Below are 25,920 nucleotides of genomic sequence, written 5' to 3' on the forward strand. Positions count from 1 at the left end.
GATCAGATCCTGACCTTGCCGGTGATGCCGAAGGTGCGTGGATCGCCCAGCACCTTGATGAAGGGGGACACCGCGTTCGCCGCGCCCACGCCGATCGCGTAACGCTTGTCGAACAGGTTGCGCGCCCAAAGCTGGATCCAATAGCGATCGTCGGAGGTCTTGATGCCGATGCCGGCGTTGGTCAGGCCATAAGCTTCCTGCCGGCCATAGGCGGACACCGGATTGAGCAGGTTGCTCTTGCTGCGATAGGTCTGGTTCACATAGCCGGTGAGGTTGAACCGATCGGTGATCGGCCGGTCGTAGTCGAGGCTGACCTGCCCGGTCCATTTGGCCGCACCGATCACGCGCTTGCCCGACAGGTCCACGGAGCTGGGGCCGCCGGCATAGGTGAATTCCACCGGCGTGGGCGCGTTGGCGTAGGATCGGTAGATCGCATCGTTGAACGCGCCGCTGAAGGACAGGTTGACGCCGTCGGTGAGCCGTCCGGCAGCCTCGACCTCGACTCCGCGCAGGCGCACGCGGGCGGCGTTGCCGAGGAAGTTGCCCAGCGCCAATCGCGTCGGATCGAGCTGAACGGCTTGGAAGTCCTTGATGTCGTTCCAGTAGAGATTGGCGTTGAGCGTCACCCGCCCGTCGGCCAGCGTCGATTTGATGCCCACTTCATAGTCGGTCGATTTTTCGGGATCGATGATGATCGGCTTGCCGGGCGTAGCGCCCAGATTGGCCGCGCCCGATTTCTCGCCATAGCTGACCGATGCATAGAGCAGCACATCGTCGCTGATCTTGAACGACGGGTTGACCAGCCAGGACCAGCTGTTGGTCGTGCGCTGATCGGCGACCGCGAAGATGCCGCCGAACGCATTGATGATTGCCGTGCGCGCGGGTTGCAGCGTCGAAGGCAATGCCCCGCCCCCGAAGGTCGAAGCAGTGTTCGACGCCTTCTTCTTTTCACTCGTATAGCGCAGGCCCGCGGTCAACGAGAGTTGGTCGGTGAAATGATAGCTGGCCTGGCCGAACGCCGCGCCGCTCGTCACTTGCAACTTGCCATATTGGTCATATTCCACGCCATCGAGGATGGCGGGAAGCAGGGCGGCCGGCGGCAGCCCGCCGGTCAGAAAATAGCGCGTCGAATCGGACTGGAAGATCGAACGGTTGTTGCTGACCAGATCCTCACGCAGGAAATATCCTCCGACCTGATACTCGAAGGCACCGCCGCTGGGCGAGGCGAGGCGCAGCTCCTGCGAATATTGATCGACGTCGACGTCATAGCCCGCGCGCAGGATCGACAGCGGCGAATTGTCGCTGTCGTTGCGCGGGCGGAAACGGAGCCGCCGCCAGGCGGAGACCGAGGTCAGCGTGGGGCCGCCGAGATCGACGGTCAGCTCGTTCGAGACGCCAGTGACCTTGGTGCCGATGCGGTCCTGCGTGTTGAGGTTCGCATTGTGGCCGACATCGTAGCTGGGCGTGTAGCCGAAGATCGACTTGAGCTTGTTTTCCCACGCGGCGGCGCGCGGCGCGCCGTTGGCGAAGCTCGTCGCGTCGGCGAAGGCGGGGTAGTAATTATTATATTCGCTCGTCTCGTAATGCTCGGCGATCAGCCGGCTGGTGACCGGACCGCTCTGGAACAGCAATTGTCCGCGCAACGACCAGCGATTGGTGTCAAGATACTTCTTGCCGTCATAGGCGTTGGTCGCCCAGCCGCCGCCGCGATCGCGCGAGAAGGTGAGGCGATAGGCAAGCGTATCGCCGATGAGCGGGCCGGTGGCGTTCGCGCGCAACTGGAGCCGATCGTGATTGGCGTAGCCGGCCTCGAGGTTCAGTTCGGAGTCGAAGCTCGGCTTCTTGGTGGTGACGACGACGGCGCCGATCGTCGTATTCTTGCCGAGCAATGTTCCCTGCGGCCCGCGCACCAGTTCGATATGATCGAGATCGACGAAGTCGAGCCAGCTGAAACCGACATGCGTGTAGAAGACATTGTCGACGATCAGCCCGACACCTGACTCGGCGCCGTCATTGTTCGCATTGCCGCCGAGGCCGCGGATGTAGAGGCCCGAGACGCGGGTATTCTGTTGCACGGCCGCGAAGTTGGGCAGCTTTGCCGCGAAATCCGCAATGCGGTAGATGCGCTGTTCGGCAAGCGTGTTGCCGCTGACCGCGCTGACCGCGATCGGAATATCCTGCAGCTTTTCCTCGCGCCGGCGCGCGGTGACGAGGATTTCCGATTGCGGTACGCCTTCTTCGACCTCGGCGAATGGCGCCGCTTCCACGGTCTTGGGTGCGACATCTTCCGCCCGCGCCTGCCCGGCGACAAACGCCCACGCCAGAATGATCGTCGATGCTCCGTTTCCCCGCATTTGCTTTCCTTCCCTTGCATTTCCTATCATTCAGATAGAGTTTCAAGGAGCAAGCGGGGTTCGGCTTGAGGCGCGCGAATAAAATCTATCATATCGATAGAAAATTGATTACGGCGTAGCATCGCCGGGTTCGGCCTCGACGGATTTCGCGGCGGATTGATCAACATGCAGCGGCACCGGCGATGCTGATGCCCCCGCATGCTATCCCCACAGTCAAAGCGCGAATCCCGCCGCTACGACCTAAATGGCAGCTTTCGGAGCTAGTGGGTGGGCATTTACTGACCGAAATTAAGGCGCAAAGCTGACCGTCGTCGAAGGATCAACGACAGCGCCGCGCCCCGGCATTTCAACTGCATATGCTCCGCAACTGCCGTCCGAACCGCGCATAGAGCGTCGGCAGGACGAACAGCGTCAGCAGCGTCGCCGAGATCAGACCGCCGATCACCACCGTCGCGACCGGCTTCTGCACCTCGGCGCCCGCGCCGTGCCCCAGCGCCATCGGTACGAAGCCAAGGCTCGCGACCAGCGCGGTCATCATCACCGGACGTAGGCGTTGCATCGCGCCCAGCCGCGCGGCTTCCGCCCGCTCGACCCCCACGGCGACCAGATCCTGGATCGACGAGACCATCACCAGCCCGTTGAGCACCGCGATCCCTGACAGCGCTATGAAGCCGACGGCGGCCGAGATCGAGAAATCCATCCCCCGCACCGCCAGCGCCAGTACGCCGCCGACCAGCGCGAAGGGCACGCCGGTGAATACGATCGCCGCATCGCGCAAGGATCGCAGTGCCCCGTAAAGCAGCAGCATGATCAGCGCGAAGCAGGCCGGTACGACCAGCGCCAGCCGCCCGCCGGCCGACGCCAGATTCTCATATTGCCCGCCCCATTCCAGATAGGTGCCGGTCGGCAATCTGAGTTCGCGCGCGATCGCGGCCTGCGCATCGGAGACGACCCCGCCCACGTCGCGCCCGCGCACATTGGCCTGCACGACGACGCGGCGCTTGCCATTCTCGCGGCTGATCTGGTTGGGGCCGTCGACGATGTCGAGTTCCGCGACGCTGGCGAGGGGAACGAAGCCGCCCCCCGCGATCGGCACCGGCACTTGCCGCAATGCCTCGAAATCGGCGCGCTGCGCGTCGGACAGCCGCACCACCACCGGGAAGCGGCGATCCCCCTCATAGATGGTGCCCGCCTCGCGCCCGCCCAGCGTCGCCGCGATCACATCCTGGACATCCTGAGCAGTCACGCCCAGCCGTGCCATCGCGTCACGCTTCACCCCGATGTCGAGCATGGGAAGACCGCCCGTCTGCTCGACTTTCACGTCGGCCGCGCCCGGCGTGCGCTTCAGGATCGCCGCCACACGGTCGGCGGTCGCGTTCATCGCGGCAAAATCATCGCCGAATATCTTGATCGCGATGTCGCCGCGCACGCCCGCGATCAGTTCGTTGAAGCGCATCTGGATCGGCTGGGTGATCTCATAGGCGTTGCCCGGCAGCGTCGCGAGCCTGCCCTCGATCCGCTCGACCAGCGCCTCCTTGCTCAGCCTTGGGTCGGGCCATTGGTCGCGCGGCTTCAGGATGACGAACGTGTCGGTCGCATTGGGCGGCATCGGATCCGAGGCAAGATCGGCCGTGCCGGTCTTGGAGAAGACGAACTTCACCTCGGGCTGTTTCGCGACCATCCGCTCGATCGGCCCCTGCATCGCCTGGCTCTGACCCACCGAAGTGGCGGGGATGCGCAGCGCCTGGATCAGCAGATCGCCCTCATCGAGTTGCGGCAGGAAGACGAGCCCGAGCGACAGGAAGGCTGCAACGGCAAGGGCGAGCCCCCCGGCTACCGTTCCCATCGTCGCGCGCGGATGCCGCATCGCCAGTGCAAGCCCCGGCTCATATCGGCGCCGTAGCCAGCCGATCATGCGCCCTTCCTTCTCCTCCACCGGCTTCGACAGCAGGCAGGCGATCGCCGCCGGCACGAAGGTGAGCGAGAGGATGAAGGCTGCGCCGAGCGCAATGATGACGGTCAGCGCCATGGGCGCGAAGGTTTTGCCCTCGACCCCGCTCAGCGCCAGCAACGGCACATAGACGAGCATGATGATCGCCTGCCCATAGACCGAGGGGCGGATCATCTCGCGCGCCGCCGCCGCCACGATCTCCAGCCTTTCCTCGCGCTCGAGTGCTCGCCCCGCCTCATGCTGGCGCGCGGCAAGGCGGCGCAGCGCATTTTCGACGATGATCACCGCCCCGTCGACGATCAGCCCGAAATCGAGCGCGCCGAGGCTCATCAGGTTCGCCGACACGCCGACGCGCAGCATCCCGAAGGCGGTGAGCAGCATCGTGATCGGGATGACCAGCGCCGCGACCAGCGCTGCCCGGAAATTGCCGAGCAGCAGGAACAGCACCACGATCACCAACAGCGCGCCTTCGCTCAGGTTGCGCGCCACTGTCCGGATCGTCGCATTGACCAGCGTCGTGCGGTCGAGCACCGGCTGGACGACGACGTCGGGCGGCAGCGAGGCGTTGATCGATTGAAGCCGGTCGGCAACCGATGAGGCGACGGTGCGGCTGTTCTCGCCGATCCGCATGATCGCGGTGCCGATCACCACTTCTGTACCGTTGCGCGACGCCGATCCCATTCGCACCGCCTGCCCCGTCCCGACCGTCGCGACCTGATCGAGCGTGATCGGCACGCCGCCGCGCGTCGCGACGACGATACGCTCCAGTTCGCCCGCATTGCGCACCAGCGCATCGGCGCGCACTGCCAGCCCCTCGCCATTGCGCTCGACCGAACCGCCGCCGCTGCTGACATTGTTGCGTTCGACCGCGGTCGCCAGATCGGTCAGCGTCAGTCCCAACGCCGCCAGCCGCGCCACATCGGGCATGATCACATATTGGCGCGCATAGCCGCCAACGGCGTCGATCCCCGCCAGCCCCGGCACCGTCTTGAGCAACGGCTTCACGATCCAGTCCTGCGTCGTGCGCAGATAGGTCGCCTTGTCGGCCTCGCTCGTCAGCCGTTCGCCTTCGGGGGTGATATAGCTGCCGTCAGGCTGCATCCCGGGTTCGCCGGGCTGATGCCGGTCATCGGCACGATGATCGAACAGGACGGTCCACATATAGACCTCGCCCAGCCCGGTCGCGATCGGCCCCATTTCGGGGTTCGCGCCTTCGGGCAGCGTCTGTCGCGCGCTGCCCAGCCGCTCATTGACTTGCGCGCGCGCGAAATAGATGTCGGTCGCGTCGGTGAAGACCGCCGTCACCTGCGCAAAGCCGTTGCGGCTGAGCGAACGCGTATATTGGAGGCCGGGTATCCCGGCCAGCGCAGTCTCGATCGGGAAGGCGACCTGCTTTTCCACCAGCTCAGTCGACAGCGCCGGGGCGCTAATATTGATCTGCACCTGATTGTTGGTGATGTCGGGCACCGCATCGATCGGCAGGCGATAGAGAGCGACGGCGCCGACAAGCGCAGCGATGGCGGTGAGCAGCAGAACAAGCCAGCGCTTGTCGACCGCCCAGCTGACGATGGAGGCGATCATGGTCAGTCCTCGTGGTTCGCCGCGCCCTTGCCGAGTTCGGCCTTGAGCGTGAAGCTGTTGGTGGCGGCGATCCGCTCGTCGCCGGACAGGCCGGATGCGACGACGACCATCGCCCCGTCGCGTCCGCCCAATGTCACCGGCGCGTCGCGAAATCCCCGCGCCGTGCGCACGAAGACCACCGACCGCCCATCAACGGTCTGCACCGCCGTGGTCGGGACGGTCAGCGCCCCGCCCTTGCCGTCGTCGACCTGGATCCGCACTTGCACCGGCTCGCCAGCCCGCCAGCGCCCGTCGCGATTGTCGAGATCGGCGATAACGCGGACGAGCCGTGTCTGCTGATCGAGCGTCGGTGCGACGAAACGCACACGCGCGACAGCCTTTCGGCCTGCCGCTTCGACATCCATCGCCGCGCCCGGCTTCACCCGCACCGCATCCGCTGCCGAAACGGACAGCATCACGCTCAGCCGTTCGAGCGCCGCAATCCGGAACAGCTCGGTCTCCGGGGCGTCGGCGGTGAATACCTGCCCCAGCATGGCGGTGCGCGCGACGATACGCCCGGCGATCGGGGCAGTGATGGCGATCCGGTTGAAGCCGCCGCCGCGTATGCCCGATGCGGCAAGCTGTTGTCGTGCAAGCCGTACATCGGTCGCCGCCTGCTCGAAGCCCGCGCGCGAAATGTCGACTTCGCGGCGTGGCCGGAAGCCGCGGGCAAATAGCGCCTCGTCGCGCGCCAGCGTGGTGCGGGCAAGCGTGAGGCGCGATTGCGCCTTTTCGACTTCGGCCTGCAGGTTCGCCGCCTCGCGGCTCTCGATCACCGCCAGCGTCTGGCCGCGGCGCACGGCATCGCCCAGATTGCCGGAAAGCGAGACGATCCGCCCTTCGATCGGCGATGCGACCACGCGCGTCGCGTCGGGATCGCTCTCGATCAACGCGGGTGCCTCGATCACGCCCGCAGTTCCGGCGCGGCCGACGCGCGCGACGCCGATATTGGCCGCTGCGATCTGGGCGGCAGTAAGGGTGATAGCGCCGTCGGCATGCGCCTCGGCACTGGTGTTTTCGGGTGCGGGCGCGGATCCGCCGCACGCGGCAACGAGCATCGCGACGCAAAGCGCCGCCGTAATTCGGGACATGAAGATAACTCCTGACAAGGACGGGCGCGCCTGCGGGCGCGATCGGTCGATGTCAGGCGATCGGCGGTCTCAGCGGCGTATCGGCCGCACGCTTCGGCAGCACGGCCGATACGCCGGGCCGCAAAGCCCGCGCCCCGCAATAAAGCTCCGGCGCTGCCCCCAGCTTCATCGGCGCGGCAAGATCGTGGCCGTGGCACAGCGAGTGATGATGCGGATAATCGCGATCCGCATCCGCGGGCACGTTGTCGGCATCGCCGGGCGCGTGCCACGCAGTCATCTCGACCGCGCTGATCGCACCTTCTGCTCCCTCGGCCGCGTGCGCCACCGACGTCAGGCTGGTGACGATCAGCATCAGGCAGGCAAGCAGGGGCAGCAACGCGCGCATCTGGGGTCAACTATCACATTGTCGCGGCACTGTAAGGGCATCTCGCACGTCGTGCCTATAAAGCGCGGCCGCTTTCAGATGTGACGACAGGGACAACGAACGGCCGAATCTGGGACGCGTAGCCGATAATCCAATCCGAACTGGGGCGAACGGCAGTTCCGCGACCTATTTGTTGCCGTATGGACCATGGAAGCGTTTGACGGTGGCGTTCCTGATGGTGCGGGTCATCTCGATAGATATTTCATCGGCCAATTCGCAATATTGGCGCTGCGCAGGCTAACCGGCTAATGGCATGGCGCAGGAAATGGCTATGCTCCGCTCGGGCAGGGGCTGGACGCAGCCCGGTGCTGGCGAAAGGTTGACGGCGACGTGCAAGCGAAGGTCGTGATCGTCGAGGATGATCTGCGGATCGCCGCACATGTCGCCCATGGGGTGACGGCTCATGGTGGGCTGTCGCTGCTCGGGACGGCGGGCTCGCTGGCCGAGGCGCGCGCGCTGCTCAGCCATGACGCGGACCTGTTCATTCTCGATCTCGGGCTTCCCGACGGTAACGGGATCGATCTGATCGCGGAAATTCGCGCCCGGCGCGGCCTTGAACCGAAGATTCTGGTGCTGTCCGTCCTGGGCGATCAGACGACGGTACTGGCGGCGGTGCTGGCCGGCGCGGACGGCTATCTGCTGAAGGACCTCGATAGCCTGGACATCGGCCAGCAGGCCGCCGCCGCGCTGTCGGGCGGGGCGCCGCTTTCGCCCAGCATCGCCGCCTATGTGCTGCGTTACCTGCGCGGCCAGCAGGAACAGCCGAAGCCGGGCGACGAGGATCCCGACCTGTCGCCTCGCGAATATGAACTGCTCCAGCTGCTGGCGCGCGGCCAGAGCAACCGGCAGGCGGCGGAGGCGCTGTCGCTGTCGCCGCACACGGTCGGCGATCATGTGAAGTCGATCTACCGCAAGCTCGGCGTGAGCAGCCGGGGCGAGGCAATGGTGCGTGCCTTCAGGAGCGGGCTGCTGCGCCCATGACCGTGAAGCTGCGGCGGTGGGGATGGCGCCGCGCGCTCGTCACCGTGCTGGGCGCGCAATTGCTGTTCTGGATTTTCTACGGCCTGATCGTGCTGGGCTTTCAGCCGGCGACGGCGTGGAGCGAATATCGCGTGCCCGCCGGGCGCGCCGGGCTGGCTTCCACGAAAGGTCCGACCGGCGCCTGGGCAGCGGGCCTTGCGGAACCGGCAATGCTTCACATCCCCGGCTGGCAGCCCGCCATCCTCTATCCAGCGCATATGACGCTCCTCTCGCCGGCCGAGCAGGGGGCGGCGGAAGGGACGTGGTCGCTCACTTGCCTTCGCGCTTCCTGCGGAGCGACGGACGCGCTCTATGCCGGCCCCTATGACCGGATCGGCAGGGCCGCCGGCTGGGAACGCTTCCAGCGTTTCGACATGGTCTGGCTGGCCATCGCCGTCGAGGGGCTGCTGGGGATGGCCCTGCTCGTGCTGCTGCCCCTCAGCCGCTTCTCCCGGCTCCAGACCATCACCGGCCTGTTCATGATCCTGGTGAGCGCGGACGCCTGGTTCACCGCCTTCGGCGCGGATGCGCTGCCTTATGCCTGGTTCCCGCTGCTGCGCTACGGCGTGGAATATCTGATGCTGGCGATGGTCGCGCTGACCGTGAACGCCTTTGCCGGCTGGCGGCCCCGGGCGGCCGGGATCGCGCTCGGCTGCTTCGCCATCGGCTTTGCGATATTGATCGTCGCCATGCTGGTGCGCGGCGATGTCGCCCCCGTCGTCCCCTGGCTCGACGCCACCGCGCTCGCTCTGGTGTCCGCCTATGGGATCGCTACCCTGCTGCGGCTGAGCCGCACCGCGCCAGGCCCTGCGATCCGGGTGATGGCGATCCTGATGATCGGCATAACCTCGACCGCCTGGGACATCCTTATCCACCCGACTCCATCCGGTCCCATGTTGCAGGCCTCCGTGCTGACGCCGACCTTGACGACCTTCCTCATCCTGTTCGAACTAGCGCTCCAGGGCCGCCAGCTCAGCCGGGAAGCCGATGAAGCGCGCACCGATCTCGAACGACAGGTCCTCGAACAGGATGCGAGCCTGCTGCGCTCGTCCAACCTGCTGCGCCATCAGGAACGACGGATCGCGATCGACGCCGAGCGGCAACGCTTGTTGCGGGACATGCACGACGGCGTAGGCGGCATATTGACTCATCTCCTGCTCGACACCCGCGAGGAGCGTCTGAGCCATGCGGAAATCGGGGAAGCGCTGCAATCGGCGATGGACGATCTGCGGAACATGGCCAGCGCGATCGACGCCGCCGACGAGCCGGTCGACGAGGCGCTGGCGATGTTCCGCGAACGCATGTGGGTCCAGCTGGCCCGGTCGGGCATCACCCTTGACTGGCGATGTCGGCTTGCCTCTCCCGCGCCGCGCCTCGATGCGCCCCGCCTGCTCAGCCTCTACCGGCTGCTGCAGGAGGGCATCGCCAACACCCTGCGCCACGGCCATGCCACGCGAATCACGCTCATGGCGGAGCCCGCAGACGGCGACTCGCTCCTCGTGACGCTCGCGGATAACGGCAAGGGCTTCGATCCCGCCACGGCCAGGGGCTCCCCGGGCGAGGGACGCGGTCTCGCCAACATGCATCGCCGCGCCACGCAAATGGGCGGCGATCTGCATATCGAAACCGCCCCGGGGCAAGGGGTGCGCGTGGCCGTGCTCGTCCCGATTGGAGACGGATGGAAACGAAAATCGTGAAAATTTACCAATGATTAACCGCATCCATCCCCGGAACCGGGGATTGATGGGTATCGCGCGGACCACCGATAATAGCTTCCGACACGCCGCGAAGGGGGCTTCGTGGCCGGGACAGTGGGAGGCGGAAATGCGGTTCGATGCGATGGGATATAGGGCGGCCCTGTTGGCGCTCTCGATTGGCGGGATGATGGCGACATCGGCGCCGGCCCAGACATTCTCCTACGCCGGTTTCGCCGACACGACGGGACTCCAGATCAACGGCGCCGCCACCGCGCTCGATGTCGACGGACGGACCGTGATGCGGCTCACCCCGCCCCAACCCGACTCCGGCGGCTCCGTGTTCAACACGCAGGCTATTGCGCTGACCAATGACTATGGCTTCAGCACCCGCTTCACCTTCAACATCGGCTCAAATGGCGACACCCCATGGGGTCCGATCGGAGCGGACGGCATCGCTTTCGTCATCCAGACCCAGTCCAACAGTGTCGGCGGCACCGGCGGCTCCATGGGTTATGGCGGCATCAGCCCCAGCGTCGAGGTTGAATTCGATACCTACAGCAACTGGTTCGATCCCGAATCCAATGGCGATCTCACCGCCAATAATCACATCGCGATCATGCAGAATGGCGATGCGATAAATCATCTCGCCTATGCAAACGTGTCGTCCACGCTGGACCTTAGCGGCGGCTATGACATCACCGCCTTCGTCGACTATAACGGCGCCACCAATCTGATGGAGGTGCGCTGGTCCACGGACGGCCTGCGGCCCGACGCTGCCGGCCTCAGCTATACGATCGATCTGGCGAGCCTGTTCGGTACAAATCCGGTCTTTGTCGGCTTCACCGGCGGCACGGGCGCGAACTGGAGTGCGCAGGACATTGTGAACTGGACGTTCAACAACAGTTACAATCCCATCACGACAAGCCCGACCGGGACCATTCCGGCCGGAGGGCCGACCGAGGGCGTGCCGGAACCCGCGACCTGGGCGATGATGATCGCCGGCTTCGGCGCGGTGGGCGGGGCCACGCGCCGGAAGCGTCGCCGGACCCTCGATTGCAGCCTTGGCTGAACCGATCTCCTGATCTGTAAGGTCAAGGCGGAGGGCGCGGTTCCCGCTTTGCGGATGGGCTGCCCGATTGCTCCACAACAAACCCGGCTGGGCCGTCATTGCCCAGCCGGGTCAGTTCAGTCGCGAACATGCATGGCCCCCTGAGGCCGCGATCCTTATCGTCCGTCTCGCCGGGATGCGCATTCACATGGGTTAAAGCAAAGGTTGGGGCAGCGGCATGCGCTGACCGGCGCTTTCCCCCAAAGCGATAGCCGAGCTTGAACGTCGCGCTGTGGACGCGATTGTTGCTGTTGAGCTCGCCGCCATATTCGAGGGCAGATGTCAACCTTGCTATTTTATCGCACGCTATCTACAATTGGGTGTGACCCGGACTCCCGCCATCCAACCGCCCGGCCAAAGTGGCCGACCCGATGCTGCCCTTGAGGGTTTCCTGTGCTTTGCGGTCTATTCGACCGGCCTGGCGTTCAACCGCCTCTACAAGCCGCTTCTCGACAGACTGGGGCTGACCTATCCGCAATATCTCGCGATCACCCTTCTTCACGGGAAGGACGACCAGACCGTCGGCGAGCTCGGCGACCAGCTCTTCCTCGATTCGAGTACGCTCACCCCCTTGCTGAAACGCATGGAGGCCGCGGGGCTCATTGACCGTCGTCGCGATCGCGCCGATGAGCGCGTCGTGCGCATCACCCTTACCGACAAGGGCCGCGCGATCGGCGCAGAGGCGGCCTGCGTGCCGCAGGAAGTGCTGCACGCCACGGGCCTTACGCTCGAAAGGCTGAGGGAGATGGAGGGCGGGCTGGTGGATCTGCGCGAGCGACTGGCGCGCCACTCCGGGACCTGAAAGCCGGGGCCTTCATGGCCTCGCGTCGCCGCACGGGCGCCGCCCGCGCTAACCCGGCGCCTCGCTCGCCGGGCAGCTTGTGCTTTCGCTTGCACAACCGACTGGCGGGGGAAATGATCGGTTGCGGCTATATCGCGACTGGAGGGGCCTCGTTGGACGCAATGCTTATCGAAGGCGGGCTGGTCGGCGGCCTGCTGATCGCGGCGACCTGAGACAGGCCATGCAAGGCGGGGGCGCATATGCAAGGGCGGCGGCCTGGATCGGGCGTCTCGATCCGGGCGCGCACCGGCGGATCAAGGGGCTACGGCTCGTCACCGCCTATGCGCTCGCCGCGATGTGCGGCGCGCTCGTCAGCCTGTCCTGGCCGATCGGCAACGGCGCGCTGCTGCCTTCGCTCGCCGGCGGATTCGCATTGTGGGCCAGCGTTTCCGAAGGCGAGAGCGATCGCCGGCGGTCGAGCCGCGACCTCGCCGTGCTGACGCTGGCCGCCGCGGTCAGCGCCGCGATCTTCGTGCTGGGACGCGACACGCTGGCGCGGATCGGCGTGACCGCGCCCGAACTGATGCTCGTCGCGGGGGCATTCCTCGTCGGCTATCTCCGCCGCTTCGGGCTGCTCGGCACCGGAACGGGCTCGCAAATCTATATCGGGCTGCTGCTGGCCTATGGCGACGGGCTGACGCCCGCGGACCTGCCGCTGATCGGCATTGCCGGGCTGATCGCGTTGCCCAGCGCGATCGTGCCGCGCCTGCTGTCGGGCCCGGCCGAGCGTCCGGTGCCCTTCGTGCCGATCGGCCGAAGCGCCGGGCGCCTGCCGACCGAGCTGGCGATGGGGCTGCAGGCCGCGATCCCGGCGCTGGCGATCGTTATGCTCAACGCAGTCATCGGGCTGACGGAATCTGCCTGGGCCATCACCGCGTCCACCTATGTTGTCGCGGGGACATCGGCCGCGACGATCCTGCGCATCCGCCACCGGGTGATCGGCACGCTGGTGGGCGTCGCGATCGGCATCGCCTTCGTGCCGCTGATCGACACCGCGCCGCTGGCGGTGTGGAGCGCAGCGGCGGCCGCGATGATGATCTACGCGGTGGCTCTGCCCGAACGCTACGACGTCGCCTGCGGGGCCTTTGCCTTCACGCTGATGATCACGCTGGCGCTCGGCGGCGAACGATCGGTCGAGGTCCTTTCCTCGCGCGCGTGGGAAACGCTGCTCGGTTGCGGGCTCGGCTTCGTCGTCGCCACCTGGCTGCTGCCGCTGCGCCGGATCGAGGACGCCTGACCGGGAGGGTCAGGCCGCCCGATGATCCGCCGCGATGCCATAGTGATCGGACATCGTCGCCACCATCGCACGCGCATTGGGGATGGAGATGCTGTCGATATAGTCGCGCTGCATCTGCTCGGTCAGCACCTCGATCATCATGCAGCCATCGATCCACAGCTCGATTACGCCGAAGCGCCCGCCGCGTTCGAAATAGCTGGCGGCGATGCCTTCGCGCGCCGCGATCGCCATCACCTGCGCGCGGCTCATCCGCGTCGCCATCGCGAAATGGGTGGCGTTGTGGCGGCGCGGGGTGACGCGCACGCCCGTCGCGCCGTCGTCCGCCGGATGAAGCTCGGTGCCGCGCGGATAGACTTCGATGATCGTGCCGCGATCATCGGGCGCCATCGCCATCCAGGCGCCGGGCGTCACCGCAGGAAAGGGAAAGGCCTCGCCGCCCCAGAACTCCGCCAGTAGGGCGGCGGTGCGGCGTGGATCGTCGGCTTCGACTGAAACATGAAACAGCATCGTTGGTCTCCTCTCGTCCGGGAGAAGCGCCTATGCCCGTGCCGTCACCGAGGCGACTTCGTTTCGACGGGAGATCGACCGCCGTCGCCGGGTCGACGAACCGGCGACGACAGTCGACAAATGTTAAATGTGGGTGGAGGAGCGGGCCGGCGCCGCTTCAAGCAAGGACCGCTAAATACCTTCCTCGTCGAGCGACAGGAGAGTCGCATTGCCGCCGGCCGAGGTGGTGTCGGTCGAGGTCACGCGCTCCGCACAGAAGCGATAGAGATAGTGCGGGCCGCCGGCCTTCGGCCCCGTGCCCGAATGGCCTTCGCCGCCGAAGGGCTGCGAGCCGACGATCGCGCCGATCATCGATCGGTTGACGTAGAGATTGCCGACGCGCGCCAGCGCCTCGATCGTCTCGGCCGCGCGCGCGATGCGGCTGTGGAGCCCCATCGTCAGCCCGAAGCCCTTGGCGTTCACACGCGCGATCGTCTCCTCGAGCGTCCCGGCCTTCCACGTCGCGACATGGAGGATCGGGCCGAACCATTCGCGATCGAGCGCCTCGACGTCGGCGATACGGATCGCGGTGGGCGGCACGAACAGCCCTTCCGACGGCGCGTCGACCGTCTTGATCCAGCTCGGCCGCCGGCTTTCGCGATAATCCATCAGCTTGGTATAGGCCGCCTGATCGATCACCGGGCCGACATCGGTCGCCGGATCTGCAGGATCGCCGACGATCAGTGCGTCCATCGCGCCGGCGAGCATCTCGAGCGTCGATTCGGTAATATCCTCCTGCAGCAGCAGGAGGCGAAGCGCCGAGCAGCGCTGCCCCGCCGAGCGGAAGGCCGAGGTGACGACATCCTGCACCACCTGTTCGGCAAGCGCCGTCGAATCGACGATCATCGCGTTGATCCCGCCGGTCTCGGCGATCAGCGGGACGAGCGGGCGGTTCTCGTCGTCGAGCAGGCTGCGCGCGATGCGGCGCGCGGTACCCGTCGACCCGGTGAAGGCGACGCCGACGACGCGCGGATCGGCGACCAGCGCCGCCCCAGCCTCGGGGCCACCGGGCAACAGGATCAGCGCGTCCTGCGGCACGCCGGCTTCATGCGCGAGCGCGACGGAGCGCGCCGCGATCAGCGGCGTCTGCGGCGCCGGCTTGGCGATCACGGTATTGCCGGCGACGAGCGCCGCGACCGTCTGGCCGAGGAAAATGGCGAGCGGGAAGTTCCACGGCGCGACCGTCGCCCACACGCCCTTGCCTTCCATGCGCAGGATATTGCGCTCGCCGGTCGGCCCGGGAAGCTCGACGGCCTCGAGGCCAAGCCGCGCCTGGGCCGCATAATAGCGACAGAAATCGACGGCCTCGCGCACTTCGCCGAGCGCGTCGGGCAGCGTCTTCCTCGCTTCCTTGACCGCGATCGCCATCAGTTCGGTGCGATTGGCCTCGAGCGCGTCGGCCAGCGCGTCGAGCGCCGCCGCACGGTCCGCGACGCTGCGGCTCGACCAGGCGGGGAAGGCCACCTGCGCGCGCGCGATCGCATCGGCGACATCTGGCGACGGCGATGCGGCGGGCAGCGGCGTCGCCGCGATATCCCGGGCGACGGCGGCGAGGATATCCTTTTCCTGCAGGTCGACGCCCCCGCTGTTGCGCCGCTCGCCGAACAGGTCGATCGGCAGCGGGATCGAGGGATGGCGCGCGCCGCCCACCGCCTCGATATGCACGACCGGATCGGCGAGCAGCTCGGCGTCGGTCATGCCTTCGTCGGCAAGCTGGTGGACGAAGCTGCTGTTCGCACCATTTTCCAGCAGGCGGCGGACGAGATAGGCGAGCAGGTCGCGATGCCCGCCGACCGGCGCGTAGATGCGGCAATGATAGCCCTCCTCGCGCACCAGCCGCTCGTACAGCCCCTCGCCCATGCCGTGGAGGCGCTGGAATTCGAAATCGCGGGCGTCGCCCGCCCATTCGAGGATGGTCGCCACGGTCAGCGCATTATGGCTGGCGAAGGCCGGCGCGATATTGGGCGCGGCCAGCATGTCCTTGGCGCAGGCGAGGTAGGAGACGTCCGTCGCCGCCTTGCGCGTGAACAGCGGATAATCGGAAAGCCCGGCTTCCTGCGTCCGCTTGATCTCGCTGTCCCAATAGGCGCCCTTGACGAGGCGGACGTTCATCCGCCGCCCGGTCTCGCGTCCCAGCGCATCGGCCCAGCCGATCACCGGGCGGCAGCGCTTGCCATAGCCCTGCACCGCCATGCCATAGCCGTCCCAGCCCTTGAGCCGGGGCAGACGCGCGACCGCGCCGATGATGTCGAGGCTCATGTCGAGCCGTTCCGATTCCTCGGCGTCGACGGTCAGCGCGATGCCCTTGTCGGCGGCGCGGACGCATAGCGCCTCGAGCATTTCGGTGAGCGCGGGGACGCAGCGATCATATTGCGCGACTTCATAGCGCGGGTGGAGCGCGGAGAGCTTGACCGAGATCGAGTGGCCGGCCGCGGGATCCTCGCCCACCGCGTCGATCGCGCCGACATAGGCGTCGAAATAGCGCCGCCCGTCGGCAAAGGTGCGCGCCGCTTCGCCCAGCATGTCGAAGCTGGCAGTGAAACCGCGATTTTCCGATCGCTTCATGCGGCGCGTCGCTTCGTCGATGGTGCGGCCCATCACGAAGATCTCGCCCATCATCTTCATCGCCGAGCCGACCGCCTGGCGGACGAAGGGTTCGCCCGCGCGCGAAATCAGGCGGCGGAGCACGCCGGCATTGCCTTCGTCGGCGACGAGCGCACGGCCGATCACCAGCCCCCAGGTCGCCGAGTTGACGAGGGCGGACGATGACTTGCCGGTATGCGCGCGCCAATCGGCATCACCCAGCTTGTCGGAGATGAGCAGATCCGCCGTCTCGGGATCGGGAACGCGCAGAAAGGCCTCGGCCAGCGAGAGCAAGGCGACGCCTTCGGAACTGTTGAGGCGATATTGCTGGAGGAACTGGTTCACCCAGCCCGAGCGCTGCGCGACGCGGAGATCGGCGAGCAGACCGAGCGCGTTGGCGACGATCCCGTCGCGTTCGCGCGAATCGGTGCGCGCGGCCTCGATCAGCGGCGCCAGCACGTCTGGCTCGGCCGCGCGGTGGAGCGCCTTCATTTTCGCGCGGAAAACGGACGTTGCGGAATCCTGCACTTTCGACCTCATCGTCGCCGCGCCCTTGTTTCGCTGAAAAAGCGCGGCCTATTAGGGGGGAGATAGGCGCGCCTATGCGCCAGAAACGGTCAGGAGGGAACAGCGTGCCGATCGTCACAATCGACGAGATGAAGGCAATGACCGGCCAGCCCATCGGCACGTCCGAATGGCTGACCGTGAGCCAGGAAATGATCGACAAGTTCGCGGACGCGACGGGCGATCACCAGTTCATTCATATCGACGTGGAAAAAGCGAAGCTGACGCCGTTCGGCGGCACCATCGCGCACGGCTTCCTCTCACTGTCGCTGATGCCCGTGCTCACGCAGATGACGGACATGCCGCGCCTCGACGGCATCAAGATGGGCGTCAATTACGGCGGCAACAAAGTCCGCTTCCTCGCCCCCGTCCGCTCGGGCAAGCGCGTGCGCGGTCATTTCAAGCTGCTCGAAATCGAGGAAAAGCGTCCCGGCCAGTTCCAGCAGACCATCGAATATACGCTCGAGATCGAAGGCGAGGACAAGCCCGCCCTGATCGCCGAGTAGATCAGCCAGTTCTTCATCTGAACCTTCCCGCGCCCATATAGGCGCATCAACCATAGGACTCTCGACCATGCGTGACGCAGTCATCGTTTCCACCGCCCGCAGCCCGATCGGCCGCGCCTATCGCGGCGCGTTCAACAACCTGCCCTCGCCGACGCTCGGCGCCCATTCGATCCGCGCCGCTGTGGAGCGCGCCGGCATCGATGGCGGCGAAGTCGAGGACGTGATCTTCGGCGCAGCGCTCCAGCAGGGCCACCAGGCCGGCAACATCGCGCGCAACGCGCTGCTGCGCGCCGGGCTGCCGGTCACAGTGTCGGGCATGTCGGTCGATCGCCAGTGCTCGTCGGGCCTGATGGCGATCGCCACCGCCGCCAAGCAGATCATCACCGACAATATGGACATCGCCATCGGCGGCGGCGTCGAATCCATCTCGCTCGTCCAGACCAAGGAGATGCGCGTGGCTCCCGACAAGGAGCTGCTGGCGATGCACAAGGACATCTACATGCCGATGCTCGGTACCGCCGAGACGGTCTCCGCCCGCTATGGCATCAGCCGCGACGCGCAGGACGAATATGCGCTTCAGTCGCAGCAGCGCACCGCCGCCGCGCAGGCCGCCGGCAAGTTCGACGACGAGATCGTGCCGCTGACCGCCACGATGGCGGTGGTCGACAAGGCGACGGGCGAGGTCAGCTACAAGGAAGTCACGCTGGCGAAGGACGAAGGCAACCGCGCCGACACCACGCTGGAAGGCCTGAAGTCGCTCCAGCCCGTGATGGGGCCGGGGATGAACATCACCGCCGGCAACGCCAGCCAGCTTTCGGACGGTTCGTCGGCATCGGTGCTGATGGAAGCCAAGGTCGCCGAGAAGAAGGGCCTCAACCCGCTCGGCCGCTATGTCGGCATGGCGGTGGCGGGCACCGAGCCCGACGAGATGGGCATCGGCCCCGTCTTCGCCATCCCGAAGCTGCTCGAGCGCTTCAACCTCAAGATGGACGATATCGGCCTTTGGGAGCTGAACGAGGCGTTCGCGGTGCAGGTGCTCTATTGCCGTGACAAGCTGGGCATCCCCAACGAGCTGCTCAACGTCAATGGCGGTGCGATCTCGATCGGCCATCCCTATGGCATGTCGGGCGCGCGCATGACCGGCCATGCGCTGATCGAAGGCAAGCGGCGCGGCGCGAAATATGTCGTGGTGACGATGTGCATCGGCGGTGGCATGGGCGCGGCCGGGCTGTTCGAAGTCCTCTGATCGGACGCGGGCGGCGTGAAGGAATTCGCGCCGCCCTTTTTTTGTTCGGGCCATTGGCCCCCTTTCCCGACTTTCCACGCATTCCCCGATGAAGGCCGCGCAGGGGTGCGCGTCCGTTGCTCAGAGGGGAAATTTCATGCGGACATTGCGGAAAGTTGCGCAGGCGGCGGCGGTTTCGGCGCTGGCGCTGGCAAGCGCGGCGCAGGCGAGCGTCGTCTACACCTTCACCGGCGAATATGTCAGCGAGCGCGACGACGAGGGCAATACGCTCGCGACCAGCACCGCGACCTGGAGCTTCACGGCGGCCGACTTCGTCACCAGCGCCGCCGACATCGTCCCCGACAGCTGCGACAGCGGCAACGCCGCCTTCTTCTGCGCCCCGACGCAGCGGATGGAGCCTTACCCCACCAGCTTCGGCAACAATATCGGCGCCGACTATATCGGGCTCAACCTCAATACCGAAAATGGCGGCGGCACCGGCTTCTACTGGTTCCAGCCGGGGGCGTTCGGCGCGGTCGGCGTCTATTCCAACCAGGGCTGGCCCGATCCCTTCTGCGACGGCGAGGCCTGCTACGGCAATGCCGGCATCGCGACGCTGACGGTCAGCATGGGCGGCAACGCCGTGCCCGAGCCGGCAAGCTGGGCGCTGCTCATCACGGGCTTCGGGCTGGCCGGGATGGCGATGCGCAGGCGCGCCGCGCCGCGTTACGTCACCGCCTGATCCGCAGCGGGCATGGCCTTCCCTTCCGTCGCGAGAGGGCGGGGCCGACGAAGCAATCCGGCGTCATCGGACAATGCCGCCCGGATTGCTTCGGCCTGCGGGGCTTCGCGATCAGTTCTGCTGGGTTACGGGCTCGGCCGGAACCTCGACCGGGCGGGGCACGAGGCCTTCGATCCGCGCGCCCTTGGCGCGCAGGATCGGCTCCAGCCGGCGATAGAAGCGCCCATAATGATAGAAAGGCACGCTCGGCCAGAGATGATGCACCAGATGCACGTCATGCCCCATGTAGAGCAGCGGACCGAAAGGCACCTTCATGATCCGCGCCTGACGGTAGCGGCCGGCCTCGACGAAGGGCGCATGCGGCAGCCATTGCTGGAAGGTGCCAAGCAGCAGCCGCCCGAACGCCGCCGGCATCACGAACAGCGCGATCACCTGCGGCCCGTAGCCGAGCGCGATCATGCCCCAGACGAAGGCGCACAGCCCGGTGTGCGCGATCAGGTGGAGCTGCCATTCGCGCTCGCTCATCAGATGGCGGGTGTTGAGATAGCCGCTGTCGAAACCGGCCTTGTCGAACGCCCATTTGACCACCGGCACCGGGATCAGATTGGCGACGATCGACACCACCCAGATGAACAGCAGGCGCGGATAGCTGCCCTTCAGGAAGATATCGGCATCGCGTTCGGTATTGGTGTGGGCATGGTGCGCCAGATGCGTGCGGTTGAGCAGCGGCCAGGTCGTCCCGATCGCGATCGATCCGATCCAGCCGAGCGCGGTGTTGACCGGCTCGAAGGCGAAGGACCGGCGCATCATGTTACGGTGAATGGCTTCGTGGACGATCGTATAGTGCATATAGGCGGTGAAGCCGAGCACCGGCATCGCCAGCCACATGTTGATGTAACCCATGAGCGCCGCGGCCACGATCGACAGGTGGACCAGCGGCAGGGCGAAGGCGAAAATGATCGTCGGCCACGCAACATCGGGCGACAATTCGCGCGCGATTACCCGTTCCTCGTTCAACGTCCGTCCGGTCATCGCCAGCCCCTCGATGAAATATCGGCCTTGCATAGCAGCTTGGCCGACATCGTTCGACAAGATAATGAGCGCGACGGTAACCATATCACCACGCTTTCCCGTTATTCGCGCTTGAACCTGCCCCGGAAGGCGGGAATCATCGATTGCGTGAGTGGCTTGGTGGCAGACGGAGCGGCGCAGAGCGAACCTGAGCAGGCGGCCGAGGCGATCCTCGCTTCCTGCTATGACGACATGCGCCGCATCGCCCGCCGAATCATCGCGACCGATCAGATGCGCTGCGTCTTCCAGCCGACCGATCTGGTCAACGAGGCCGCGCTCCGCCTGATCCAATCCTCGGCCGTGGCGCCCAGCAGCCAGGGCCATATGCTCGCGCTCGCCGCGCGGACGATGCGCCGCGTGCTCATCGACGAATCGCGCCGCTCGGCGGCGGTCAAGCGGCATCGCCCTACCTTGCTCACCTCGTGGCCCGGCGCGCGCGAGGCGCTGGTCGACGTCGAGGATCTCGACGCCGCGCTGGCCGCGCTCGAAGGTTTCTCGGCCGATCATGCGCGGATCGTCGAGCTGCGTTTCACCCTCGGCATGACGGTGGAGGAGACGGCCGCGCTCACCGGGCTTGCCGAACGCACGGTCAAGCGGCGCTGGCAGGCGGCGCGCGCCTGGCTGCAGGACTATCTGGCATCCGATGCCGGGCCCGTCACCGGCTGAGGTCGAACGCCGCGCGCTGGCGCTGTTCGAACGTCTGTTCGACCGGCCCGACAATGTCCGCCTGCGCGAAAGGCTGCTGTCGCGCGAGGATGAGCGCGTGCGCACGCGCCTCGCCGCGCTCGAGCGCAGCCACCGCACCGCCGCCGGCTCGATGCCCACGCTCTTCCCCGCCGACGACGAGATGGAGGCGCAGCCCCCGCCCCACCGCATCGGCCCCTTCCGCCTGATCGCGCCGATCGGCAGCGGCGGCATGGGACAGGTGTGGCGCGGGGTGCGCGACGACGGGCTCTACGATCAGACCGTCGCGATCAAGTTCATCCGCGCGCATCTGGCGCCGCTTGCCGGCTCGCGCTTCGCCGAGGAACGCCGCATCCTCGCGCGGCTCGAACATCCCAATATCGCGCGGCTGATCGACGGGGGGATGACCGATACCGGCATCCCCTATCTCGTCATGGAATATATCGACGGCCTGCCGATCAGCGACTTCGCCGAAGGGCTTGGCGAACGCCAGCGCATCGACCTGCTGATCAAGGCGGCGGACGCGGTGCAGTTCGCGCACGCCCGCCTCGTCGTCCATGCCGACCTCAAGCCGTCGAACATTCTCGTCGACCCGGCCGGGCGCGTGAAGCTGCTCGACTTCGGCATCGCCCGGCTGCTCGAGCAGGAAGACGGCTTCGACGCCGGGCTGCAACCGATGACGCGCGAATATGCCAGCCCCGCGCGGCTGGCGGGCAATGCGCCGACGATCGCCGACGATGTGTTCGCGCTCGGCATCATCATGCGCGATCTGACGGCCCAGACGCGCGACGCCGACCTGAAGGCGATCGCCGACCGCGCCGCACGGCCCAACGAGAAGACGCGCTACGGCAGCGTCGCGGCGCTGATCGCCGATCTCGAACGCTGGCGCGATCGCCTGCCGGTCTCGGCGCAGCCGCCCACCCTCCTCTACCGCGCGCGCAAGTTCATCGAGCGGCACCGGATCGGCGTGATCGCGACGGCGGCGGCGATGCTCGTGCTCGCCGGCAGCACCGCCGTCGCCACGCGCAACTATCAGCGCGCCGAGCGCGCCCGCGCCGAGGCCGATGCCCGCTTCGCCGAGCTGCGCAGCCTCGCCAAATATCAGCTTTTCGATCTCTACGACCGGCTGCGCGCCGCGCCGGGGACGGTGGCGATCCGCGCCGACATCGCCCAGCGCAGCGCCCGCTATCTCGATCAGCTTGCCGCCGCGCGGGGCGCGCCCGAGGCGCTGAGGATCGAGACGGCGGCAGGCTATCGCCGGCTGGCGGCGGTGCAGGGCCTCTCGGGCACGTCGAGCCTCGGCCAGCCGCAGGCGGCGCGCCAGTCGCTCGACAAGGCCGAAGCGCTGCTGCGCGGCGTGATCGCCGCCGATCCGCACAGCGCGGCTGCCTGCGAGACGCTGGGCTGGGTCTATGCCGATCGCTGGACCCTGCTCGCCAACAACGCCGAATCCGCGCGCATGAACGCGACCGCGCGCGAGTGGTTCGACAAGGCGCTGGCGATCGACCCGCAGGCCAAGGGCGCGCTGCTCGGCCGCCTCGTGACGCGCAAGAGCGAAGCCTATGACCTGATGGTCGGCGATCATCCCGAGAAGGCGATGCCAATCCTCACCGACACGCTCGCGACGCTCCGCGCCGCGCGCTTCGCCGCCGCCGATCGCGAGGCGGCTCTCCAGCTCGAAATGACGCTGCTCAACATGATCGGCGACGCCGAATATGAGACGGGCGACATCGCCGGATCATTGCCCTGGTATCGCGAGCAACAGGTGCTGACCGAGAAAGCCATGGCCGATCATGGCGAGACGCCCGACTGGCTGATCCGCAAGGGCGAGGCGATGTTCGACTTGTCGGGATCGCTCGGCGACCTGCCCGGGCAGGGCAGCGAAGCGCTCGCGGCGGCCGACAGCGGGATCGCGGCGGTCCGCCGCGTGCTCGATTACGGCCCCGATGCCAATGCCGAGAAGAAGCTGGTGATGCTCCTCGGCCAGCGCGCGCTGGTGCTCAGCCAGATGGGGCGTCACGCCGAGGCGATCGAGGCTGCGGCGCAGAGCCTGTCGATCCGTCGCGACCGGCTGAAGGCCTCGCCCGCCGATCCGTCGCGCATCCGCGATGTCGCGATCGGCGCGAACAGCTATGCCGGCTTCCTCGCCGCCGGTGGGCGCAGGGCGCAGGCCTGCGCGGCCGCGCGCGAGGCGGTGGCGACATGGGAAGCGATGCGCGCGCGCGGCCAGCTCGGCGCGCGCGACGAACGCAAGAACCTGCCGGAGTCGCAGAAGCTCGCTACCGATTATTGCGGCTGACCGCCCCAGATCGGAACCGGCGGCGGCACCAGCCTGCTCCCCTCGAAGGCGAAGCCTCCCGCCCGGTCGGCCGCCAGCAGCAGCGGCCCGTCAAGATCGACCCAGCGCGCGCGCGATGCGAGCAGGGCCGCCGGCGCGACGGCGAGCGAGGTGCAGAGCATGCAGCCGATCATCACGTCCAGCCCCGCAGCGGCGGCGGCATCGGCAAGCCGCAGCGCTTCGGTCAGCCCGCCGGCCTTGTCGAGCTTGATGTTGATCCCCTGGAAACGCCCGATGCAGCGATCGAGATCGGCGCTGCTCTGGCAGCTTTCGTCGGCGACCAGCGGCACGGGCGAAGCGATGCCCGCCAGCCGCGCTTCCGTACCCGCGCGGACTGGCTGCTCGATCATCTCGACGCCCAGCGCGGCCAGCGCCGCCGCCTCGGCCGCGATGTCGAGCCCGCCCCAGCTCTCATTGGCATCCGCGATCAGCCGCGCGGCGGGCGCGCCTCGGCGCACTGCGGCGATCTTGGCGCGATCGCCCTGCCCGTCGAGCTTGATCTTGAGCAGGGGACGCGAAGCGGCGGCGCGCGCGGCCATCTCCATCGCCTCGGGCGTGCCGACCGAGATCGTATAGGCCGTCTCGATCGCCCTCGGTTCGGGCAAGCCGGCCAGCGTGGCGACATTTGTTCCCGCGCGCCGCGCTTCCAGATCCCACAGGGCGCAATCGAGGGCGTTGCGCGCGGCGCCCGGCGTCATGGTCGCCAGCAGGCTCGCGCGCGTCAGCGGCTCGGACGATGCGGCATGGGCGCGGATCGCGGCGACGCAGCCCTCGGCGGTCTCGCCTTCATAATAGACGGGCGTCGCCTCGCCGCGCCCGACATGGGTGCCGTCGCCGACCGTGGCGACGAGGACATCGACATGCTGCTTGGCCCCGCGCGCGATCACGAAGCTGCCCGCGACGGCGAAGCGCTCGATCGCGGCGGTGACGGTCAGCCCGCGCACGGCCGACCGCGCCTCAATTATGCTTCGTGATCCAGTCCTCGACCACCGGCGCGATCTCGTCGCGCCAGCGGCGGCCGTTGAAGATGCCGTAATGGCCCACGGTCGGCGCGAGATGATATTTCTTGAGCGCCTCGGGCAGGTTCGGCGTCAGCTTGAGCGCCGCCTTCGTCTGGCCGATGCCCGAAATATCGTCGCGCTCGCCTTCGATCGCGAGGATCGCGATATCGGTGATCGCCTTGGTATCGACGGTCGCGCGACGATGCTTCATCTCGCCCTTGGGCAGCGCGTGGGTCTGGAACACCAGATCGACGGTCTGGAGATAGAATTCCGCCGTCATGTCGCAGACCGCGCGATATTCGTCGTAGAAATCCTTGGTCGCCTCGGCGCTCTCGTCGTCGCCCGCCACCAGATGCTTGAACATGCCCCAATGGCTCATCAGGTGGTTGCCGAGGTTCATCGACATGAAGCCGGCAAGCTGCAGGAAGCCCGGATAGACTTTCCGCCCCGCGCCCGGATAGCTGAAGGGCACGGTCGCGATCACATTCTGCTCGAACCAGGCGTGCGGGCGCTGGGTGGCGAGCGTGTTGACCGCTGTCGGCGCCTCGCGCGTGTCGATCGGGCCGCCCATCATGGTCAGCGTCCTGGGCCGCGCCGGATGCTTGGAGGCCGACATCAGCGCCGCCGCCGCGAAGCAGGGCACCGAAGGCTGGCAGACCGCGAGCATATGCGCGCCCGGCCCGATATGATCGAGGAACTCGATCAGATAATCGATATAGTCGTCGAGGTCGAAATCGCCGTCGGCGAGCGACACCAGCTTCGCGTCGCGCCAATCGGTGATGTAAACGTCGGTGGAAGGCAGCAACCGTTCGACCGTCCCGCGCAGCAGCGTGGCATAGTGACCCGACATCGGCGCGACAATCAGCAGTCGGGGCTGGCCCTCAACGCCTTCGCGGCGGAAACGCTTCAACTGGCCGAAGGGCTTCTGGAGGACGATCTCCTCGCTCACCACCACGCGCTTGCCGTCGACCTTGGTCTCGACGAAGCCGAAAGCCGGCTTGCCACGCGGCGCGGCGGCGTGCGCGAACACCTCGAGCGCGGAGGCAAGCACCGGACCGCCGCCGAAATAGGACAGCGGATTGATCGGGTTGTTCAGAAACTCGGCGCTGGCATTGGCGATCGCGCTAGCCCCGGCGAGGAACGAACGCTGCATCTCATAAGCATCGTAAAGCATCGGCAATCCTGTCCAGCGCCCCTTCCCCAAGGCGCGTTCGAGCCTGTCCTACGCCTCCAAGGGTTAATGTTGCAATGCAAGATGCGAGCGCTAACCAAATGCTCATCTCCCGGATACCCCGGCAAACATGATTGAGAGGCGCG

General features: G+C 66.8%; 19 protein-coding genes. 10 read left to right on the plus strand and 9 right to left on the minus strand.

Features of this window, described 5'->3' with window-relative positions; genetic code table 11:
* Positions 1-2: 2 nt before the first annotated feature.
* The 4 genes from AC3WT0_RS04830 to AC3WT0_RS04845 all read right to left on the minus strand — a co-directional run bounded on the left by AC3WT0_RS04830 (position 3) and on the right by AC3WT0_RS04845 (position 7,401).
* Positions 3-2,354, minus strand: a complete 2,352-nt coding sequence (locus tag AC3WT0_RS04830; RefSeq protein WP_492751905.1) for a TonB-dependent receptor — start codon at positions 2,352-2,354, stop codon at positions 3-5.
* A 346-nt stretch (positions 2,355-2,700) separates the two neighbouring features.
* Positions 2,701-5,886 (minus strand): efflux RND transporter permease subunit, encoded by a 3,186-nt coding sequence (locus AC3WT0_RS04835; protein ID WP_492751906.1) that lies wholly within the window; start codon positions 5,884-5,886, stop codon positions 2,701-2,703.
* 2 nt (positions 5,887-5,888) lie between these two features.
* Positions 5,889-7,016: an efflux RND transporter periplasmic adaptor subunit gene (locus tag AC3WT0_RS04840; protein WP_492751907.1), complete on the minus strand. Its 1,128-nt coding sequence runs from the start codon at positions 7,014-7,016 to the stop codon at positions 5,889-5,891.
* Between the two features lie 52 nt (positions 7,017-7,068).
* Positions 7,069-7,401: a hypothetical protein gene (locus AC3WT0_RS04845; protein ID WP_492751909.1), complete on the minus strand. Its 333-nt coding sequence runs from the start codon at positions 7,399-7,401 to the stop codon at positions 7,069-7,071.
* A 369-nt stretch (positions 7,402-7,770) separates the two neighbouring features.
* Here AC3WT0_RS04845 and AC3WT0_RS04850 point away from each other — a divergent pair, with 369 nt between their 5' ends.
* The 5 genes from AC3WT0_RS04850 (at position 7,771) to AC3WT0_RS04870 (ending at position 13,343) form a co-directional block, all read left to right on the plus strand.
* Positions 7,771-8,421, plus strand: coding sequence for a LuxR C-terminal-related transcriptional regulator (locus tag AC3WT0_RS04850; RefSeq protein WP_492751911.1), 651 nt, complete (start codon positions 7,771-7,773; stop codon positions 8,419-8,421).
* Complete coding sequence (locus AC3WT0_RS04855; RefSeq protein ID WP_492751914.1) at positions 8,418-10,157, plus strand: sensor histidine kinase; 1,740 nt, start codon at positions 8,418-8,420, stop codon at positions 10,155-10,157. The genes AC3WT0_RS04850 and AC3WT0_RS04855 overlap by 4 nt, the downstream gene beginning before the upstream one ends.
* A complete protein-coding gene (locus AC3WT0_RS04860; RefSeq protein ID WP_492751916.1) occupies positions 10,129-11,226 on the plus strand; it encodes a lectin-like domain-containing protein in 1,098 nt (365 codons plus the stop codon). Before AC3WT0_RS04855 ends, AC3WT0_RS04860 begins: the two co-directional genes overlap by 29 nt.
* A 361-nt stretch (positions 11,227-11,587) precedes the next feature.
* On the plus strand, positions 11,588-12,067 hold the full coding sequence (locus AC3WT0_RS04865; RefSeq protein ID WP_492751918.1) for a MarR family winged helix-turn-helix transcriptional regulator: 480 nt from the start codon (positions 11,588-11,590) through the stop codon (positions 12,065-12,067).
* Positions 12,068-12,287: 220 nt separating this feature from the next.
* Positions 12,288-13,343, plus strand: coding sequence for an FUSC family protein (locus AC3WT0_RS04870; RefSeq protein ID WP_492751920.1), 1,056 nt, complete (start codon positions 12,288-12,290; stop codon positions 13,341-13,343).
* A 9-nt stretch (positions 13,344-13,352) separates the two neighbouring features.
* Here AC3WT0_RS04870 and AC3WT0_RS04875 read toward each other — a convergent pair whose 3' ends face one another.
* Entirely contained in the window at positions 13,353-13,850 is a 498-nt protein-coding gene (locus AC3WT0_RS04875; RefSeq protein ID WP_492751921.1) for a hypothetical protein, read from the minus strand.
* A 171-nt stretch (positions 13,851-14,021) separates the two neighbouring features.
* On the minus strand, positions 14,022-16,964 hold the full coding sequence (locus tag AC3WT0_RS04880) for an L-glutamate gamma-semialdehyde dehydrogenase (protein ID WP_492752190.1): 2,943 nt from the start codon (positions 16,962-16,964) through the stop codon (positions 14,022-14,024).
* Positions 16,965-17,128: 164 nt separating this feature from the next.
* On the opposite strand from AC3WT0_RS04880, the gene AC3WT0_RS04885 reads away from it, so the two are divergent.
* The 3 genes from AC3WT0_RS04885 to AC3WT0_RS04895 all read left to right on the plus strand — a co-directional run bounded on the left by AC3WT0_RS04885 (position 17,129) and on the right by AC3WT0_RS04895 (position 19,509).
* The gene (locus AC3WT0_RS04885) at positions 17,129-17,542 is read left to right on the plus strand and encodes a MaoC family dehydratase (protein ID WP_492752191.1); all 414 of its coding nucleotides are present in this window, start codon (positions 17,129-17,131) and stop codon (positions 17,540-17,542) included.
* 67 nt (positions 17,543-17,609) lie between these two features.
* Complete coding sequence (locus AC3WT0_RS04890) at positions 17,610-18,788, plus strand: acetyl-CoA C-acyltransferase (protein ID WP_492751922.1); 1,179 nt, start codon at positions 17,610-17,612, stop codon at positions 18,786-18,788.
* 136 nt (positions 18,789-18,924) lie between these two features.
* Positions 18,925-19,509, plus strand: a complete 585-nt coding sequence (locus tag AC3WT0_RS04895) for a PEPxxWA-CTERM sorting domain-containing protein (protein WP_492751924.1) — start codon at positions 18,925-18,927, stop codon at positions 19,507-19,509.
* A 111-nt stretch (positions 19,510-19,620) separates the two neighbouring features.
* Here AC3WT0_RS04895 and AC3WT0_RS04900 read toward each other — a convergent pair whose 3' ends face one another.
* Positions 19,621-20,625 (minus strand): fatty acid desaturase, encoded by a 1,005-nt coding sequence (locus AC3WT0_RS04900; protein ID WP_492751926.1) that lies wholly within the window; start codon positions 20,623-20,625, stop codon positions 19,621-19,623.
* Positions 20,626-20,700: 75 nt separating this feature from the next.
* Between AC3WT0_RS04900 and AC3WT0_RS04905 the strand changes: the two genes are divergently transcribed.
* Both AC3WT0_RS04905 and AC3WT0_RS04910 read left to right on the plus strand, forming a co-directional pair.
* A complete protein-coding gene (locus tag AC3WT0_RS04905) occupies positions 20,701-21,246 on the plus strand; it encodes an ECF-type sigma factor (RefSeq protein ID WP_492751927.1) in 546 nt (181 codons plus the stop codon).
* Positions 21,224-23,563, plus strand: coding sequence for a serine/threonine-protein kinase (locus AC3WT0_RS04910; protein ID WP_492751928.1), 2,340 nt, complete (start codon positions 21,224-21,226; stop codon positions 23,561-23,563). The genes AC3WT0_RS04905 and AC3WT0_RS04910 overlap by 23 nt, the downstream gene beginning before the upstream one ends.
* On the opposite strand, the gene dgcA is transcribed toward AC3WT0_RS04910, so the two are convergent.
* The gene (gene dgcA / locus AC3WT0_RS04915) at positions 23,551-24,546 is read right to left on the minus strand and encodes an N-acetyl-D-Glu racemase DgcA (RefSeq protein WP_492751929.1); all 996 of its coding nucleotides are present in this window, start codon (positions 24,544-24,546) and stop codon (positions 23,551-23,553) included. The two genes, AC3WT0_RS04910 and dgcA, sit on opposite strands and share 13 nt — an antisense overlap.
* A gap of 13 nt (positions 24,547-24,559) precedes the next feature.
* The gene (locus AC3WT0_RS04920) at positions 24,560-25,777 is read right to left on the minus strand and encodes a polyhydroxyalkanoate depolymerase (protein ID WP_492751931.1); all 1,218 of its coding nucleotides are present in this window, start codon (positions 25,775-25,777) and stop codon (positions 24,560-24,562) included.
* Positions 25,778-25,920 lie beyond the last annotated feature (143 nt).

The organism is Sphingomonas sp. EU05-FHT14C10, from assembly GCF_058790595.1.